The following is a 15946-nucleotide window of genomic DNA, read 5'->3' as shown; positions in this document are numbered from 1 at the left end:
ACGATGCCCCGAGAAGAGCCCGCCGCCGCGGAAGCGGCCGAGGCCGCCTCCGCCCGCAACGCGCGGCCGAGCAGATGGCGGATGCTGCGCCGCGACCGGGCCGCGGCCGCCGGTGCCGTCGTCCTCACCGTGGTCGCCCTCGTGGCCCTCTTCGGCCGGCTGTTCATCGGCGACCGGGCGCAGCGGCAGGACCTGGACGCCTCACTCCGGCCACCCTCCCTGAGCGACGGAACGTACGGACTGCTCGGCACCGACGTCCTTGGGCGCAGCATGGTGGCCAGGCTGATCGAGTCGGCCGCCACGACGCTCTCCGTCGCCGTCCCGGCCGTGCTGTGCTCCCTCGCGATCGGCTCGGCCCTCGGTCTGTGGGCCGGGTACCACGGAGGACGCCGCGAGAGCGTGGCCATGCGGATCGCCGACGTGATCCTCAGCTTTCCCTCGCTGCTGATCGCGGTGGTCGTGCTGTACGTGTTCTCGCCCAGCGCGCTGAACCTCGTGCTCATCCTGGCCGTGACCCGTATCCCGGTGTACCTGCGCACCGCGCGGGCGGAGGCGGCGGAGCTGCGCAGCCGGCTGTTCGTCGACGCGGCCCGCACCTTCGGCACACCCAGCCGGACGATCATCCACCGGCACATCCTGCCGATCGCCCTGCCGACGCTGCTGACGGTCGCCACCCTCGACTTCTGCTTCGTGATGCTCACCGAGTCGTCGCTGAGCTTCCTCGGCATCGGCATCCAGCCCCCCGACGTCAGCTGGGGCCTGATGGTCGCCCAGGGACGGCAGTACCTGCAGACCGCCTGGTGGATCACCGTGCTGCCGGGGCTCGCCATCGTCCTCACGACGGTGTCCGCCACCGTGCTCGCCGCCTGGGCCCGCATCGCCACCGACCCCGCCCAGCGCTGGCGCCTGTCGCTGCCCAGGAAGCGCCGGGCCGCCCCGGCCGCCGTACCCCCGGAGACGATCCCGTGACGACCACCACCGGCCCCGCCCCGTCCGGCAGGGACACCCCGGCCCTCGAAGTCGAGGGACTGTGCGTGGACCTGAGGACACCCTCCGGAACGGTACGCGCCGTCGACGGCGTCGGCTTCAGCGTCCGCCGCGGCCGCACCCTGGCCCTCCTCGGCGAGTCCGGCTGCGGCAAGTCGATGACCGCACTGTCCGTGGTCGGGCTGCTGGACCCCGCCGCGGCGGTGACCGGCGGCGCCGTACGGGTCGGGGGCGACGACACGCTCCGCATGAGCCCGGCGGCACGCCGCAGGCTGGCCGGCCCCGTCCTGTCGATCGTCTTCCAGGACGCCCTGACCGCACTCAACCCGGTGCAGCCGGTGGGCAGGCAGATCGGGGAGCCCTTCCGCATCCACCACGGCCTCACCCGGCGCCAGGCCCGGGAGAAGGCGATCGAGCTGATGACGCGGGTGGGCATCCCCGAGCCGAGGCAGCGGGCCCGGTCCTACCCCCACCAGTTCTCCGGCGGCATGCGGCAGCGCCTGCTCATCGCCATGGCCGTCGCGCTCGCCCCCGACGTGCTCATCGCCGACGAACCCACCACCGCCCTCGACGTGACCGTACAGGCGCAGATCATGCGGCTGCTCCGGGACCTCCAGGACGAGCGGGACATGGCCGTCGTCCTGATCACCCACGACCTGGCCGTGGTCGCCCAGCGCGCGGACGACGTCGTCGTGATGTACGCCGGCACCGTCGTGGAGAACGGACCGGTGCACGACGTCTTCTCCGCCCCCCGCCACCCCTACACCCGCGGACTGCTCGACTCGGTCCCGGAGGACAGCGTGCGCGGGCGCCCGTTGCCCGCGGTCCCCGGCAGCCCGCCCGAGCTGGGCGCGGTGCCGCCCGGCTGCGTCTTCCAGGCCCGTTGCCCGCTCGTGCGGGAGCGCTGTGTCCGGGAACGGCCGTCCCTGCGGCCGTCGGGCGAGGGCCGTTTCGCCGCCTGCCACTTCTCCGAGGAGCTCGACCGTGTCTGACGCCCGCGCCACCGCCGCCGGCCCCGGTCCCCGAGCGGACGGTCCGCAGGAGCCCCCACCGCTGCTGGAGGTCCGAGGGGTCACCAAGACCTTCGGCAGCGGCCGGCGCCGGCTGACCGCCCTGGACGGGGTCGACGTACGGATCGGCCGCGGTCAGACCCTCGGGCTCGTCGGCGAGTCGGGGTGCGGCAAATCCACCCTGGCCCGCGTGCTGCTCGGGCTGGAGCGCCCGGACGCGGGCACCGTACGGTTCGACGGATCCGACCCCTTCGCCCTGCGCGGCAAGGAACTGCTGGCCTGGCGCCGCCGAGTGCAGATGGTCTTCCAGGACCCCTTCGCCTCGCTCAACGCGCGCATGTCGGCCGCCGACCTGATCGGCGAGCCCTGGCGCACCCACCGGGACGTCGTGCCGGGCGCGAAGGCCCGCGAGAGGCGGATCCGCGAACTGCTGTCCCTGGTCGGGCTCCGGGAGAGCGACGCCCACCGCTATCCCAACGAGTTCTCCGGCGGGCAGCGCCAGCGCATCGGCATCGCCCGCGCCCTGGCCCTGGACCCCGACCTCATCGTGTGCGACGAGCCCGTCTCCGCCCTCGACCTGTCGGTACAGGCGCAGGTCCTGAACGTCCTCTGCGACCTGCGCGAGCGCCTCGGGGTCACCTACCTGTTCATCTCCCACGACCTGTCCGTGGTGCGCTACATCTCCGACCGGGTGACGGTGATGTACCTGGGCAAGGTCATCGAACACGGCGCCACGGAGAACGTCTTCGAACGCCCTCGGCACCCCTACACGGCGGCACTCATGTCGGCCGCACCCGTCCTGAACACCAGCCGCGGCACCCGTCACCAGGAGATCCAGCTCCAGGGGGAGGTCCCCTCGCCCTTCGACATCCCCTCCGGGTGCCGCTTCCGTACCCGGTGCCGGCACGTCGCGGACCGCTGCGCGGCCGAGGCACCGCCGGTCGTCGCGCGGGAGGCGACGGACGGGTCCGGACCCCACACGGCTCTGTGCCACTTCCCGCTGGACGCGGAGTCGGCGTGGGCCTGACCGGTCCGGAGTTCGTCCTGCTCTCGCTCACGGTGGGGGTCGGCGCGCTGCTCCAGGTCTCCGTCGGCTTCGGCCTGGGCATGCTCGCCGCACCGGTCTTCTCCCTCGTGGACCCGGCGCTCGCCCCCACGGTCGTCCTGCTGCTCGCCTCCGGGGTGACGGCGACCGTCCTGGTACGCGAACGCGGTCGGGCGGACCTGCGCGGCTGCGGGTGGGCACTCGTCGGCCGGCTTCCGGGAGTGCTGATGGGCGCACTGCTCGTGGTGGCCCTGCCCGCCCGGTACCTGGCGCTCCTCGTCGCCGCGGTGATCCTCGCCGGCGTCGCGGTGAACGCGGCGGGTTTCGTACCGCGGCAACGGCGCTCCTCGGTGGTCCTGGCGGGAATGGCCTCGGGCCTGATGGGCACGGCGACGTCCATCGGCGGCCCGCCCATGGCGCTGGTGTGGCAGCGGCTGAGCGGCCCGGAGCTGCGCGCCACGATGAGCGCCTTCTTCCTCGCCGGCTCGCTGATGAGCCTCGCCGCGCTGACGGCGACCGGCACGGTCGGCCCGCACGCGCTGCGCGGCACCGCACTGCTCATCCCCGCCGCTGTGGCCGGTGTACTGGCTGCCCGGCCGCTGACCCGTCGGCTGAACGTACGGCGGACACGCGCGGCAGCCACGGCGCTCGCGGTCGCGGGAGCCGTGGTGCTGGTGGTGCGGCAGTTCGTCTGACCGGGTGAACGGGGGCGGCGTCGGTCCCGCCCGGACGGGCCGCTACGTCCGCAGCAGCCGTTGCGTGACATCCCGGTACTGCCGCAACGCGAGCCGGAGTTCCTCGGCCTGCGCCGCGGCGTCCCGGTCCTGCCAGCCCTCATGAAGGGCACGGCGTCGTTCCGCGAGGGCGTTCACGAGATGGGCGACGGCGTCGTCGAAGGCGCCCTCCGCTTCTTCGAGCGCTTGACGCGGCGTCTCGGCGAAGGCGTTGATGGCCTGGCGCAGGCGCAGCAGGACCGCGTCCCGCTCGTCCGGCGACAGGAGCGGGTCCGGTGCCGCGAAGTGGTGCTCGGAGCGGTGCGTGGGCCGGTCCGACGGCTGCTGTGCGCGTGCCTGGTCGTACATCATCGTAAGCCGCTTTCCTGGGTTGCTTGGATCACCGGGTTCCCGGGGCGGCATGGCTCTGCGCCGTACTGGTAGTCAACGCCCGATGGCGGTGTGTGTCAACGCGGTGACGTCCGGTGGCCCCGGGCAGCGCCTGGTGAGGTACTGGGGCAGTCGGTGATGACGCCGTCGACGCCGAGGCCGGACGTCCCGAGCATGGCGCCGGGCTCGTCGCGGCCCACGCACTGATTCCCTGCCGAGCTCGTGGACGCGGTCGACGAGGCCCTGGTCGGTGCCCGTGTGCCGGGGGTCGGCCTGGTCGGCCCAGTGGCGGAGCGGCGGGGCTTGTCCCGCGGGTCCTCGGCGTCGGTGGCGATGCCCGCCCTCTGCCGACTGTGCCCTCGGGAACGTCCGCGTCACGAGCGCGTGTGCGGCCCCGGCCGCCCGGCACCCTACCTCCGAGGTAATCGACCCCTCTCCCGTCCCACGGCAGGATCCAGCACATCGACGGGCCCCGCCGGGACCCGGCCGCAGCAGCGAGGAGAGCAGGATGTCCGTCAAGCCCGCCGCCACCACGACGAGTCCCGTCGACGACACCGGTTCGGTCACCGAGGCCACCAGGGCCGTCGTGCAGGAATTCCTCGCCGCCCGCATCGCGGGGGACACCGAGCGGCTCGTCGACCTCTTCGCCGACGAAGTCGACTGGCTCCTCGCCGACAACCCCGCCGTTCCGTGGATCCGGCCGAGGTCCACCGCCGCCGAATGCGCGGCACAGTTCACGGAGTTGATGGAGCACACCGTTCCCGAGGACGCGCGTGCTGCCGTGGACGCCTTCCTCGTCGACGGCACCGACGCCGTCCTGACGGGGCACCTGTCGGGGACCGTGCGGGCGACGGGAAAGTCCTTCCAGGGCCCGTTCGCGCTTCGCCTCACCGTCGAGGGCGGCCGGATCACCCGCCACCACCTCTACGAGAACAGCCTGTCCGTCGCCGAGGCCTGCACCCCTTGAGAAGTGTGGGCGGCGCTTTCCCCCGGCCTTCCCGGGCAGTCCGCGGGCCGATGACGCTGCCGTGCCGGACGTGTCCACGGCGTCGGCGGACAACTCGCCGGCGTAGCTTCCGGCCCCGACGCAGCGGGTACCTCGGGGCCGGAGGACCGCCGCACTCCGGACGGTGTGCCCACGGTCTGCCCCGACCGGGCCGACGGCGACAGCCTGATCCGTTGCAGCCGCGCCACCGGTGTCGCCGCCGACGCCCCTGAGCCCCGCAGGCCGCTGGGCAGACGGTCGCGGACGGCCACGGTCAGGACGGCTCCGGCGGTGTCCACGAGCTGCTGAAAGGTGTACGCCGCGCTCCGGGCACCGAGCCGGGCCGGTGACGGCGGAAGCGGGCTGTCCCGCCCCCCGGCCGCACCTGGAGGCTTAGCGGCACGTGTACCTGGAAACGACTACTCCCGAACGGTCGTCGCAACGACGGTCGGGCGACACGGGGAGGGGTCTTTCGTGGATGTGCCCTTGTACCTGAGGCCGCGGGTGGATCAATCCCTCGCCTCACTGCTGGGGGCCGCCCCATTTCTGCACTCGCTCGTGGACGCGCTCGGGTCTCCGCTCAACGTGCTGCTCCCCGATACCGTCGCCGCGAACGCGGAACGCTTCCGTGCCGTCTACCGGCGCCACCATCTCGCCGGGCGGGTGTACTTCGCGCACAAGGCGAACCGCTCCAGCGCCCTGCTGCGGAGGCTGGCGGCCGAGGAACCGGCCGCCGTCGGTGTCGACGTCGCCTCGCTGGCGGAACTGCGGCACGCCTTGAGCTGCGGCTTCACCGGGGATCGCGTCATGGCCACCGGCCCCAAGGATCCCGAGTTCCTGTGGCTGGCGGCCCGCGTGGGAGCGACGGTGAACCTGGACTCGCTGCGCGAGCTGGAACAACTCGCCGGCCTGATACGCGAGTACGGACTCGGCCGGACCGAGGTGCTGCTGCGCCTGTCCGGATTCGAGTCGGCCGCCGGCCACGGGGGAGCGGGCACCCGGATGCTGTCGCGCCGCAGCCGCTTCGGCACCCCGGCGCGGGACGTCGAGGCGCTCCTGGCCGCCGTGGAACGGCACGCGGACGCCGTCGAACTGACCGGCCTCGCCTACCACCTGGACACCACCGGCCTGGCCGAGAAGGGACGGGCCCTGGAGCAGTGCGTGCTACTCATGGACGAATGCCGGGCACGGGGCCTGGCACCGCGTGCCGTCGACATCGGCGGCGGGTTCGGCGTCGGCTACGTCGCCGACGCCGAGGAGTGGGAACGCTGGACGACCGCGCTCAGCGAGGCGGTCCTCGGTGGCCGCCCGCCCCTGACCTGGCGCGGTCACGGCTACGGGCTGCGCAACGAGGGCGGCACGGTGCGCGGGTCCGTCGCCCTGTACCCCGGCCACCGCCCCACCGCCGGCCCCGGTTACCTCGACGAACTCCTCACGCTGCCCGCACCGGTCCTGGGCCGGGGGCCGGGCACCCTGCTCCTGGAGCACCTCCACGACCTCCACATCGAACCCGGCCGTTCCCTGGTCGACCAGTGCGGGCTGTCGCTGGCCCGGGTGCTGGACGTGCGGCGCACGGGCGAGGACTCCGCCCCGTACCTGGTGCGCCTCGGCATGAACGCCGGGGACGTGAGCCTGGAGGAGCACGGAGTCCTCGTGGACCCGGTACTGCTGCCCCGCGGTGAACCGGAGAAGGACGACGACGAGGGGCCGGTCGGCGTCCACCTCGTCGGCAACCTGTGCCTGGAGGCCGATCTGATCACCCGCCGCCTGGTCTTCCTCCCCAGGCTGCCGCGCGCCGGCGACCTGCTGGCCTTCGCCAACACCGCCGGGTACGCCATGGACTTCCACGCCCACCACGCGCAGCGCCAGCCCCTCGCGCGGACGGTGGCGGTGGAGAAGGAGGGCGACTCCTGGCGCTGGTGCCTGGACGAGGACTACTGGCCGATCACACACCCGGGGGGAACGCCCGCATGAGGTACGACAGCATCACGGAGGCCATCGGCAACACACCGATGGTGCGCATCGACCCCGCCGTGCACGGGCTGCGCAACATCGACCTCTACGCCAAGCTGGAGATGCTCAACCCCTTCGGCTCCGTCAAGGACCGGCCCGCCTGGCACATGGCCCGCCCCCACCTGGAGGGCGCGGCGGAGAGGGAGGGGACGGTCGTGGAACTCTCCAGCGGCAACACGGCCAAGGCCCTCGCCCTGCTGGCGGGCATGCACGGACTGAGGTTCAAGAGCGTCACCAACCGGATGCGCGTACCGGAGATCAAGGAGCTGCTCCTGCTCCTGGGCGCCGAGATCGAAGAGCTGCCGGGCCGCAGCGAATGCCTCGACCCGACCGACACCGACGATCCGCTGACCCATTTCCACCAGGCGCTCACGGAGCCGGGGAGCGCCTACCTCCACACCGACCAGTACTTCAACCCGCGCAATGTCGAGGCGCACGCGGAGGGCACCGGGCCCGAGATAGTCAAGGATCTGGACGGGCGAGCCCCGGACTGGTTCGTCGCCTGTGTGGGTACGGCCGGTTCGTCGACCGGTGTCGCCAGGGTGCTGCGCGAGCACGACCCGGATGTGCGGGTGGTCGGACTGGTCGCCCACAAGTCGGACTTCATCCCCGGTATCCGCACGATCGACGAGGTCCATCAGGTCGGCCTGTTCGATCCGGTGACATACGACACCATCGAGTCCGTCACCTCGGACGAGGCCATCGACGGAATGCTCACCCTCATCCGCCGCTGCGGACTGCTGACCGGACCGACCGGGGGCGCCGCCTACCAGGGCGCGGTACGGCACCTGCGGGACGTCGACGCGGCCCTGGAGGGCTCGGGGCGCCGTGAGACCGCGGTGTTCATCGTGTGCGACCGTGCGGAGAGCTACCTGAGCTACGTGCGCGCACGCCGCCCCGAGCTGCTGGGCAGGGCGAACCACGGGCCCACCCCCTCGGCGCTCACCGACGAGGAGATACGGGCGGACGCCCGGTCCGTGGCCGTGGACGAGGCTCGTCGGTGGATCACGGAGGGGGATCCCCGACCGCTCGTCGTCGATCTGCGCAGCCCGCACGCCTACGCCGCCCTGCACATTGAGGGCTCGGTCAACATCGTCGACGAACTGTTCGAGGAACTCGTCCGCGGCGGGCTTCCCTTCAGCAAGCGGACGCCGGTGCTGCTGGCCTGTCCCGTCGGCGAGAGGTCACTGCGCTACGCCGCCCTGCTGGCGCGCAGGGGACACCCCGACGTGCGCAGCCTGACCGGTGGAATCGTCGCCTGGCGGGACGCGGGCGCACCGCTGGTGCGCGAGTGAGCGCCGCCCACCCGTTCCCTGGGGCGGGACACGACGAGAAGGGTCACGACGAGAGGGGCCAGGACGAGAGGGGCCAGGACGAGAGGGGCCAGGACGAGAGGGGCCAGGACGAGAGGGGCCAGGACGCAGCCTGGCAACGGGAACTGAGGGAACAGTTCCCCATCGTCACCGCACATCCTGAGTCGGCCTACCTCGACAGCGCGGCGACGTCCCAGAAGCCGCGAGCCGTACTGGACGCCGTCCAGACCTACCTCACGACGTCGAACGCCAACGCGGGCCGCGGCACCTACCCCTGGGCCAACCGGACGACGGAGCTGGTGGAGGGGACCCGGGATCGGGTCAAGGAGTTCCTCCGCGATCCGGAACCGGAACGTTCCACCGTCCACTTCACCAGCGGCACCACCGAGGGCCTGCGCACCGTCGCCCGCGACTGGCTGGCACCGTACCTCACCGACGGCGACGAGATCCTGGTGCCGTTCGCCGACCACCGGGCCAACCTGGACCCCTGGCTCGAAACGCAGCGGCTGCTGGCCGCCCGCGGCGTCGACGTACGCGTACGGGCCTTGCCGTACCAGGCGGTCTCCGGCGACTACGACCACCGGGCTCTCGTCGGCCTCGTCGGCCCGCGGACCCGTTTCGTGGCCGCCACGCACGTCCACCACGTCTACGGCGGCGACATGAACGTGCACCGCATCCGCGCGGCGGTCGGCCCGGACGTGCCGATCTGCCTGGACGCGGCCCAGAGCGTCGGACATCTGCCCGTCGACCTGGCCGATCCCGCCCTAGACGTCGACTTCGTGGTCTTCTCGGGGCACAAGGCGATGGCCCTGCCGGGTTCGGGAGCGGTCTGGGCGCGCAACGCGCGGGGACCCGAGTTCCGGCCGGCCGGCTGGCAGGGGACGCCCAACACGGTGGGCATCGTGTCGCTGAGGGCCGCACTCGACTGGCTCGACGCGGCGGGTCCCGACCGGATCGCCCGCTGGACGGCCGGCCTCACGACCCGGCTGACCGACCGGCTGAGGCACCTCGACCCGTACGAGATCCTCGGCTGTCCCACCAGTCTGGCCGCCGACTCCGCACTGCCCGCGGCGCAGCGCCGGCACGGCATCGTCACCTTCCGGCATCACGACATCCCCTCCGACGACCTCGGGTTCATCCTCTACAGCCACGGCTTCATGGTGCGGGCCGACACCCTCTGCCAGGCCGGCGCGGCCGAGAAGGACGGGTCGGTGCGCGTGAGCCTGCACGTCCACAACACGGTGGAGGAAATCGACCGACTGCTCACCGTACTGGCCTCATTGGCGTGAAGCACGAGGCGTATGGCAAGTGATAACCGTTTCCACCTGTAGATTCGGTCGCGTCCACGACGGGTGAGAGACGGAAGAGGTGGCGCGACCAGATGGGCATCAGCATGGCAGGGGCCAGGACGTGGGTGGAGCGCTGGGAGCGACAGCAGCAGCGTTACGCCGTGGACCGCGAGGAGCGGTTCACGGTGATCACGGATGTCGTCGAGCACGTCACGGCCGGCCGTTCCCGGCCGCTCCTGCTCGACCTCGGCTGCGGACCGGGCTCCCTGGCCGCCAGGCTCGTCGACCGCCTGCCGGACGCGGAGATCGTCGCAGCCGACATGGATCCCCTGCTGCTGGAACTGGGACGGACCCACCACGCGGACGCCGCCCGCTACGTCGACACGGTGATCGGCGCCCACGGCTGGACCGACGACCTCGGACTCGAACGCCCCCTGGACGCGGCCGTCTCGACGACGGCACTGCACTATCTTCCCGAGCCGGTACTGCTGGACACGTACCGGCGCCTCGCCGTGCTGCTGCGCCCCGGCGGAGTACTCGTCAACGGCGACCACTTCCCGCCCGACGAGGCGACCTGCTCGGACATCACCGCGTACGTGGGCCGTCGTCGTGCCGAGCGGACGGGCGGCCACGCCCACGAGGACTGGCAGGAGTGGTGGACCGCGGCGGCCCGTGACCCGGAGCTGGCCGACCTGTTCGCCGAGCGTGCCCAGCGCCGTGCGGCCCATGGGGGCAGCGGGGGCGGCGAGGATCTCGCGGTGGACCGCCACGCGGAGTTGTTGCGCCGGGCCGGCTTCCGGCATGTCGCGCCGGTCTGGCAGTTCGGCGACAGCACCGTGCTGGTGGCGGTCAAGGGCGGCTGAACCCGAGCCGGTTCACAGGGCGAGACTCATCAGGATCTCGTCACGGTCGTCGCCGGGTGCCACGCGCAGCGCGCCCGGCCATCGGCCGACCTCGGTCCAGCCGACTTTGCGGTAGAAGTCCTCAAGACCCAGACCGGCCCGCGCGGTGAGCCGTAGTCTCTCCACGCCCATCTCGTCCCGGGCGATCTCCGGGAGACGGCGCATCAGCGCGGCGCCGACGCCGATGCCGCGGAACGGGACGTGGGTCTGCAGGTGGTTCACCGTTGCGCAGTGCGCCACGAGCGGATGCGCCTCACGGCGCAGGAGTACCCAGCCCGCGAGCGCGCCGTCGACCGTGGCCAGGAGGATCCGGCTGCGTCGCGGAGCGAGCCCTTGAACGATCGCCTCCAGCGCCGGTTCGATCTCCGACGAGGGCACCGGAGGCAGTGGGCAGTCCATGGGGATGACCGCGCCTCCGGCATTGACGACCGCCGTCCAGCAGTCGGTGAGATCCCGCCGTACGGCCGGGGTGGCGTCCTGGGCCCGGACGATCTGCGTGAACGCGAGTGAGGGCACCCTCTTCTGAGCTGTCACGCCGTCAGTCTGCCAGGGCCCGCCCACCGTCCGAGATCGTCATCGGCCAAAAACGATCAGTATGCCGATCACGGCAACCCCGGCGACAGCGACGATCGACGACGCGGCACTGGTCAGCCGGACCGCTGGTTCTGCCCCGGCGACTCCTCGCGCGAGGAGTCGCCGGGCCGGTATTCCACCACCGTCTTCACCCGGCGGTACGCCCACGACGGCGTGTGCGAGCGCACCGACGCGGCGGGCCTGCCCGCACCGTCGCGGGGGACCGTGATGGCGCACGGGGGAAACCGGGCGGGACGTCACCGTTCACACGCTCCCCTTCGACGCGGTGACCGCGTTCGCCGGCGGCTTCCGCTGCGCGCACCATCCACTCGTCCGGGAACTGGACACATGACCGATCGGCCGGGCGCGTACGGGCCGTGCAGGAAGGCCCGCGCCCGTGGACCCGCCCGCGTGCTGCCGTTGCGCCCGCCCTGCGCCCTGTCCCGCTCCCGTCCTTCGCCGCACGCTCGCATCCATGGGGGACACATACGAACCGAGCCTCTTCCCGGTACCCGGCCCCGACAGCCACCGGCAGCCGCCCGCCGACGCCCCACGGCCATGGGAGACCGTCGACCTGGGGCAGGCCGCCCACGACGGCGCCACCGGGCCCGAACCGCCGGCCGGGCCGGTCTGTCCGAACTGCGGCCTGGTCGGCGAACGCCGTCTCACCTACACCGGTCAGCATGTCCTGCTCGAACCCCTCCTGACCCTTCCCGCCCACCTCGTCCCGGGCGGACACCGCTGGCACATCGACCCCGGCGGGCAGGCCTGGAACGGCGGTCTGAGCGAACCGCCACCTGGCACCACGTGCCGCATCCCTCACCAACTCGCCTGTCCCGGGCTCACCCTGGACGAGACCCGACCGTGGCGGTGGCTGGACGCGGTGCGCGAGGAGAACGCGCGCCGGGCGCGGCGGCAGGCGGACGAGGACGGCTACCCGGGGGCGCTGCCCGATGTGGGCTGACCCGGACACGAGAGGCGGACGACGGTCTGTGCGTCCACGCCCGTCAGCGGACCCGCCCCCCCCCGTTCGGCCAGTGCCCGGACGGCACTCACGCGGACATCGCGAGGCCGCCACTCGCCGCCGGGGGGTCTCGTGCGCAACGGCCGTGCACGAGCGGCGGGTCGAGCGGTACGCCTGGGACGTACGCCGTGTCCTGGTGACCAGCAGGGCTCCCGCGGAAGCGTGAGCGGTACGGGCCCGAGGAGCACTCCTTCGCGTCGGGCCCCCGCTCGCCCCTGCGGCAGCGGCCGGTCTCTCGCCCCCTGCCTGCCACGGCGACGGCTCCAGCGCGGGCACGAACGGCGGCACCGGTCCGACCTCCGGCAGCCTGGTCGTCACCCCGCCCCACGAGACGCGTCTCGCGAGACCCTGCCCGTCGGCATCGACGCCGCCGCCTTTGACAGCACGGCCCCTGCCGTTCCGGGCCGACCCGGCCGGCACGGGCGTCGGCACCCGCGCGTGCGGGGCAAGCGCCCACCACCCGCCACGAGCGTCTCCAACCTCTCGGGTCAGTACAGCTAGCCCAACCAGGTCACATCCCCGCCCAACCCTCCCGCGGCCGGTGCGTCCGCATGACCGGTGCGGGCCCCTCGGACGATGTTGGTGCCAGGTGTGCCGTGCCGGTGAGCTACGTCGGCAGCGGCCGGGTACGAGCGAGGGAGCCTGCGATGCCGGAACTGTTCATCGACGGCGAGTGGACGGGCGTCGTGAACGGCGCGCGCCTGGACGTGATCAACCCGTTCGACGCGTCCGTCATCCAGCAGGTGGACGACGCCGACGAGGCCGATGTCGACCGGGCCGTACGTGCCGCCAGGCGGGCCTTCGACCGGGGCGACTGGCCGGCGGCACCCACCCGGGAGCGGGCCGACGTGCTGCTCAGGGTGTCGCGGTTCCTCCTGCGCGACCAGGAGGAGATCGCCCGCGTCGAAACCCTCGACACCGGCAAGACTCTCGCCGAGGCGCGCATCGACGTCGAGGACGTATCGAACGCGTTCCGCTACTTCGCCGAGATCGCCGACAAGGACGGCGGCAGGGTCGTGGACGTCGGCCCCGATGTACTGAGCCGGGTCACCTACCACCCCATCGGCGTCTGCGCCCTCATCGCACCGTGGAACTACCCGCTGCTGCAGGCCTCCTGGAAAGTCGCCCCCGCCCTCGCGGCGGGCAACACCTTCGTCCTCAAGCCCAGCGAGACGACACCGCTGTCCACGATCCACATGATCCGGCTGATCGCGGAAGCCGGAGCGCCGCCCGGCGTCGCGAACCTCGTGCTCGGCCCCGGCGGCACCGTGGGCGCGGCGATGTCCGCCCACCCCGAGGTGGACCTGGTCTCCTTCACCGGCGGCCTGGCCACCGGACGCCGGATCATGGAGGCGTGCGCGCCGGGCGTGAAGAACCTCGCCCTGGAGCTCGGCGGCAAGAACCCCAACGTGGTCTTCGCCGACTGCGACTTCGACGCCGCCGTCGACCACGCGCTGGAAGCCTCGTTCCTGCACTCGGGGCAGGTCTGCTCGGCCGGCTCGCGGCTGCTCGTGGAGGACAGCCTGCACGACCGGTTCGTGGAGCGGCTGGCCACCCGCGCACAGGCCATCCGCCTCGGCAGCGGCCTCGAACCGTCGACCGAGAGCGGCCCCCTCAGCTCGGCACAGCACCGGGAGAAGGTCGAAGGCTATCTGGAGATCGCCCGCGAGGAGGGTGCCCGGCTGGTCTGCGGCGGCCGCCGCCCGGACGACCCCGAGCTGTCCCGCGGCTTCTTCCTGCTGCCCACCGTCTACGCCGACTGCGACCGCTCCATGCGCATCGTGCAGGAGGAGGTCTTCGGCCCGGTCGTCACGGTGGAACGCTTCCGTACCGAGGACGAGGCCGTGGAACTGGCCAACGACACCCGGTACGGCCTGGCCGGCGGCGTCTGGACGAACGACGCGAGCCGCGCCCAGCGGGTCGCGGGCAGGCTGCGGCACGGCACGGTCTGGATCAACGACTTCCACCCCTACGTACCGCAGGCCGAGTGGGGCGGCTTCGGCCGGTCCGGCTTCGGCCGGGAACTGGGGCCCACCGGTCTGCGCGAGTACCAGGAGGCCAAGCACATCTACCAGAACCTGCGGCCGGCCCCCTCCGGCTGGTTCAAGGGCTGAGCGGGCAGGCGAGAGAGAAGGCGACGCATGGACGACGAGACGACGACCTACGACTACGTGATCATCGGCGGAGGCACCGCCGGCTGCGTACTGGCCGCACGGCTGAGCGAGGACCCCGCCTGCCGTGTCTGCGTGGTGGAGGGCGGCCCCAGCGATGTCGGCGACGAACGCATCCTGCGGCTCCGCAACTGGATCAACCTGCTCGGCTCCGAGTTCGACTACGGCTACACCACCGAGGAACAGCCGCGCGGCAACTCGCACATCCTGCACTCCCGTGCCCGCGTGCTCGGCGGATGCTCCTCGCACAACACGCTCATCAGCTTCCTGCCGTTCCCGCAGGACCTCGACGAGTGGGTGGAGCGTGGCTGCACCGGCTGGGGCCCGGAGACGATCCTGCCGTACCGCACACGGCTGCAGAACACGATCGTGCCCGTCGGTGCCGCCGACCGCAACGCGATCGCCGAGGACTTCGTCACGGCCGCCACCACCCGGCTCGGCGTCCAGCGCGTCGACGACTTCAACGCCCGACCCTTCACCGACGGGGCCGGCTTCTTCTCCCTCGCCTACGACCCGGCGACCAACACCCGCTCCTCCGCCTCCGTCGCCTACCTGCACCCCGTACTGGACCGCCCCAACCTGACGCTGCGTCTGGAGACCTGGGCGTACCGGCTGCTGCCGGACAGCGAGGGCCGTTTCACTCGCGTCCAGGTGCGCAACCCCGACGGCTCCCTCGCGACGCTGGAGGCGGACGCCGAGGTGCTGCTGTGCGCCGGAGCGATCGACACACCGCGGCTGCTCATGCTCTCCGGCATCGGCCCGGCCGACCACCTGCGCGACCTGGGCATCGAGGTCCGCGCGGACCTGCCCGGGGTGGGCGAGAACCTGCTGGACCACCCCGAGTCGGTGATGGTGTGGGAGACCCGTGAACCGCTGCCGCCCAACTCGGCCATGGACTCCGACGCCGGCCTCTTCCTGCGCCGCGATCCGACGGGCGGCCCGCGCCCGGACCTGATGTTCCACTTCTACCAGGTGCCGTTCACCACGAACACCGAACGGCTGGGCTACCCCGTCCCCGAGCACGGCGTCTGCATGACCCCCAACGTGCCGCGCGCCCGTTCCGTCGGCCGCATGTGGCTGCGCAGCGCGGACCCGGACGTCAAACCCGCCCTCGACTTCCGCTACTTCACCGACCCGGACGGGCACGACGAGCGCACGATCGTCGACGGCCTGCGGATCGCCCGCGACGTGGCGTCCGCCGCGCCGCTCAACGACTGGCTGCTGCGGGAGGTGGCGCCGGGCCCGGACGTACGCTCGGACGCCGACCTGTCCGAGTACGGGCGCCGCGCCGCCCACACCGTCTACCACCCGGCCGGGACCTGTCGGATGGGCGCCGAGGACGATCCGCTGGCGGTGCTCGACCCACAGCTGCGGCTGCGCGGACACGACGGGTTGCGGATCGTGGACGCGTCCGTCTTCCCCACCATGCCGACCGTCAACCCGATGGTCACCGTGCTGCTCGCCGCCGAACGCGCCGCGGACCTCATCACCGCCCGCCCGGCCCCGCGGCCGCCGGCCACGGAAGGGTAGC

At 72.4% G+C, this 15946-nt stretch carries 14 protein-coding genes; 12 read left to right on the top strand and 2 right to left on the bottom strand.

From position 1 onward, the window contains the following. Positions 1-3 precede the first annotated feature (3 nt). The 4 genes from ACP4IX_RS02800 to ACP4IX_RS02785 are packed head-to-tail and all read left to right on the top strand — an operon-like array spanning position 4 to position 3737. Entirely contained in the window at positions 4-969 is a 966-nt protein-coding gene (locus tag ACP4IX_RS02800; protein ID WP_426554659.1) for an ABC transporter permease, read from the top strand. Continuing rightward, complete coding sequence (locus ACP4IX_RS02795; RefSeq protein ID WP_426520245.1) at positions 966-1979, top strand: ABC transporter ATP-binding protein; 1014 nt, start codon at positions 966-968, stop codon at positions 1977-1979. The genes ACP4IX_RS02800 and ACP4IX_RS02795 overlap by 4 nt, the downstream gene beginning before the upstream one ends. After that, positions 1972-3024, top strand: coding sequence for an ABC transporter ATP-binding protein (locus ACP4IX_RS02790; RefSeq protein ID WP_426520247.1), 1053 nt, complete (start codon positions 1972-1974; stop codon positions 3022-3024). Before ACP4IX_RS02795 ends, ACP4IX_RS02790 begins: the two co-directional genes overlap by 8 nt. Continuing rightward, on the top strand, positions 3015-3737 hold the full coding sequence (locus tag ACP4IX_RS02785; RefSeq protein ID WP_426520249.1) for a sulfite exporter TauE/SafE family protein: 723 nt from the start codon (positions 3015-3017) through the stop codon (positions 3735-3737). Before ACP4IX_RS02790 ends, ACP4IX_RS02785 begins: the two co-directional genes overlap by 10 nt. A 42-nt stretch (positions 3738-3779) precedes the next feature. Here the strand turns inward: ACP4IX_RS02785 and ACP4IX_RS02780 are convergent, their stop codons facing one another. Then, on the bottom strand, positions 3780-4124 hold the full coding sequence (locus tag ACP4IX_RS02780) for a hypothetical protein (protein WP_426520336.1): 345 nt from the start codon (positions 4122-4124) through the stop codon (positions 3780-3782). A gap of 529 nt (positions 4125-4653) precedes the next feature. On the opposite strand from ACP4IX_RS02780, the gene ACP4IX_RS02775 reads away from it, so the two are divergent. From ACP4IX_RS02775 to ACP4IX_RS02755, 5 genes are all read left to right on the top strand, one after another. Beyond that, positions 4654-5112 (top strand): nuclear transport factor 2 family protein, encoded by a 459-nt coding sequence (locus tag ACP4IX_RS02775; protein ID WP_426520251.1) that lies wholly within the window; start codon positions 4654-4656, stop codon positions 5110-5112. A 522-nt stretch (positions 5113-5634) separates the two neighbouring features. Beyond that, a complete protein-coding gene (locus tag ACP4IX_RS02770; RefSeq protein ID WP_426554658.1) occupies positions 5635-7104 on the top strand; it encodes a Y4yA family PLP-dependent enzyme in 1470 nt (489 codons plus the stop codon). Next, complete coding sequence (locus ACP4IX_RS02765) at positions 7101-8438, top strand: pyridoxal-phosphate dependent enzyme (protein ID WP_426554657.1); 1338 nt, start codon at positions 7101-7103, stop codon at positions 8436-8438. Before ACP4IX_RS02770 ends, ACP4IX_RS02765 begins: the two co-directional genes overlap by 4 nt. Positions 8439-8581: 143 nt before the next feature. Continuing rightward, positions 8582-9745: an aminotransferase class V-fold PLP-dependent enzyme gene (locus tag ACP4IX_RS02760; RefSeq protein ID WP_426554760.1), complete on the top strand. Its 1164-nt coding sequence runs from the start codon at positions 8582-8584 to the stop codon at positions 9743-9745. A 92-nt stretch (positions 9746-9837) separates the two neighbouring features. Then, the gene (locus tag ACP4IX_RS02755; protein WP_426520257.1) at positions 9838-10608 is read left to right on the top strand and encodes a class I SAM-dependent methyltransferase; all 771 of its coding nucleotides are present in this window, start codon (positions 9838-9840) and stop codon (positions 10606-10608) included. 12 nt (positions 10609-10620) lie between these two features. Here ACP4IX_RS02755 and ACP4IX_RS02750 read toward each other — a convergent pair whose 3' ends face one another. Beyond that, on the bottom strand, positions 10621-11181 hold the full coding sequence (locus tag ACP4IX_RS02750) for an N-acetyltransferase family protein (protein WP_426520259.1): 561 nt from the start codon (positions 11179-11181) through the stop codon (positions 10621-10623). Between the two features lie 514 nt (positions 11182-11695). Here ACP4IX_RS02750 and ACP4IX_RS02745 point away from each other — a divergent pair. From ACP4IX_RS02745 to ACP4IX_RS02735, 3 genes are all read left to right on the top strand, one after another. Then, positions 11696-12184, top strand: coding sequence for a DUF6083 domain-containing protein (locus tag ACP4IX_RS02745; RefSeq protein WP_426520261.1), 489 nt, complete (start codon positions 11696-11698; stop codon positions 12182-12184). 707 nt (positions 12185-12891) lie between these two features. Then, complete coding sequence (locus tag ACP4IX_RS02740) at positions 12892-14358, top strand: aldehyde dehydrogenase family protein (protein WP_426554656.1); 1467 nt, start codon at positions 12892-12894, stop codon at positions 14356-14358. A 27-nt stretch (positions 14359-14385) separates the two neighbouring features. Further along, positions 14386-15945: a GMC family oxidoreductase gene (locus ACP4IX_RS02735; RefSeq protein WP_426520265.1), complete on the top strand. Its 1560-nt coding sequence runs from the start codon at positions 14386-14388 to the stop codon at positions 15943-15945. The last annotated feature ends 1 nt before the right edge of the window (position 15946 follow it).

This window comes from Streptomyces sp. WG5, from assembly GCF_049974565.1.
Taxonomy (GTDB): Bacteria; Actinomycetota; Actinomycetes; order Streptomycetales; family Streptomycetaceae; genus Streptomyces.
The sequence above is the reverse complement of the archived record's forward strand: the minus strand, read 5'-3'. Positions and strand labels throughout refer to the sequence as shown.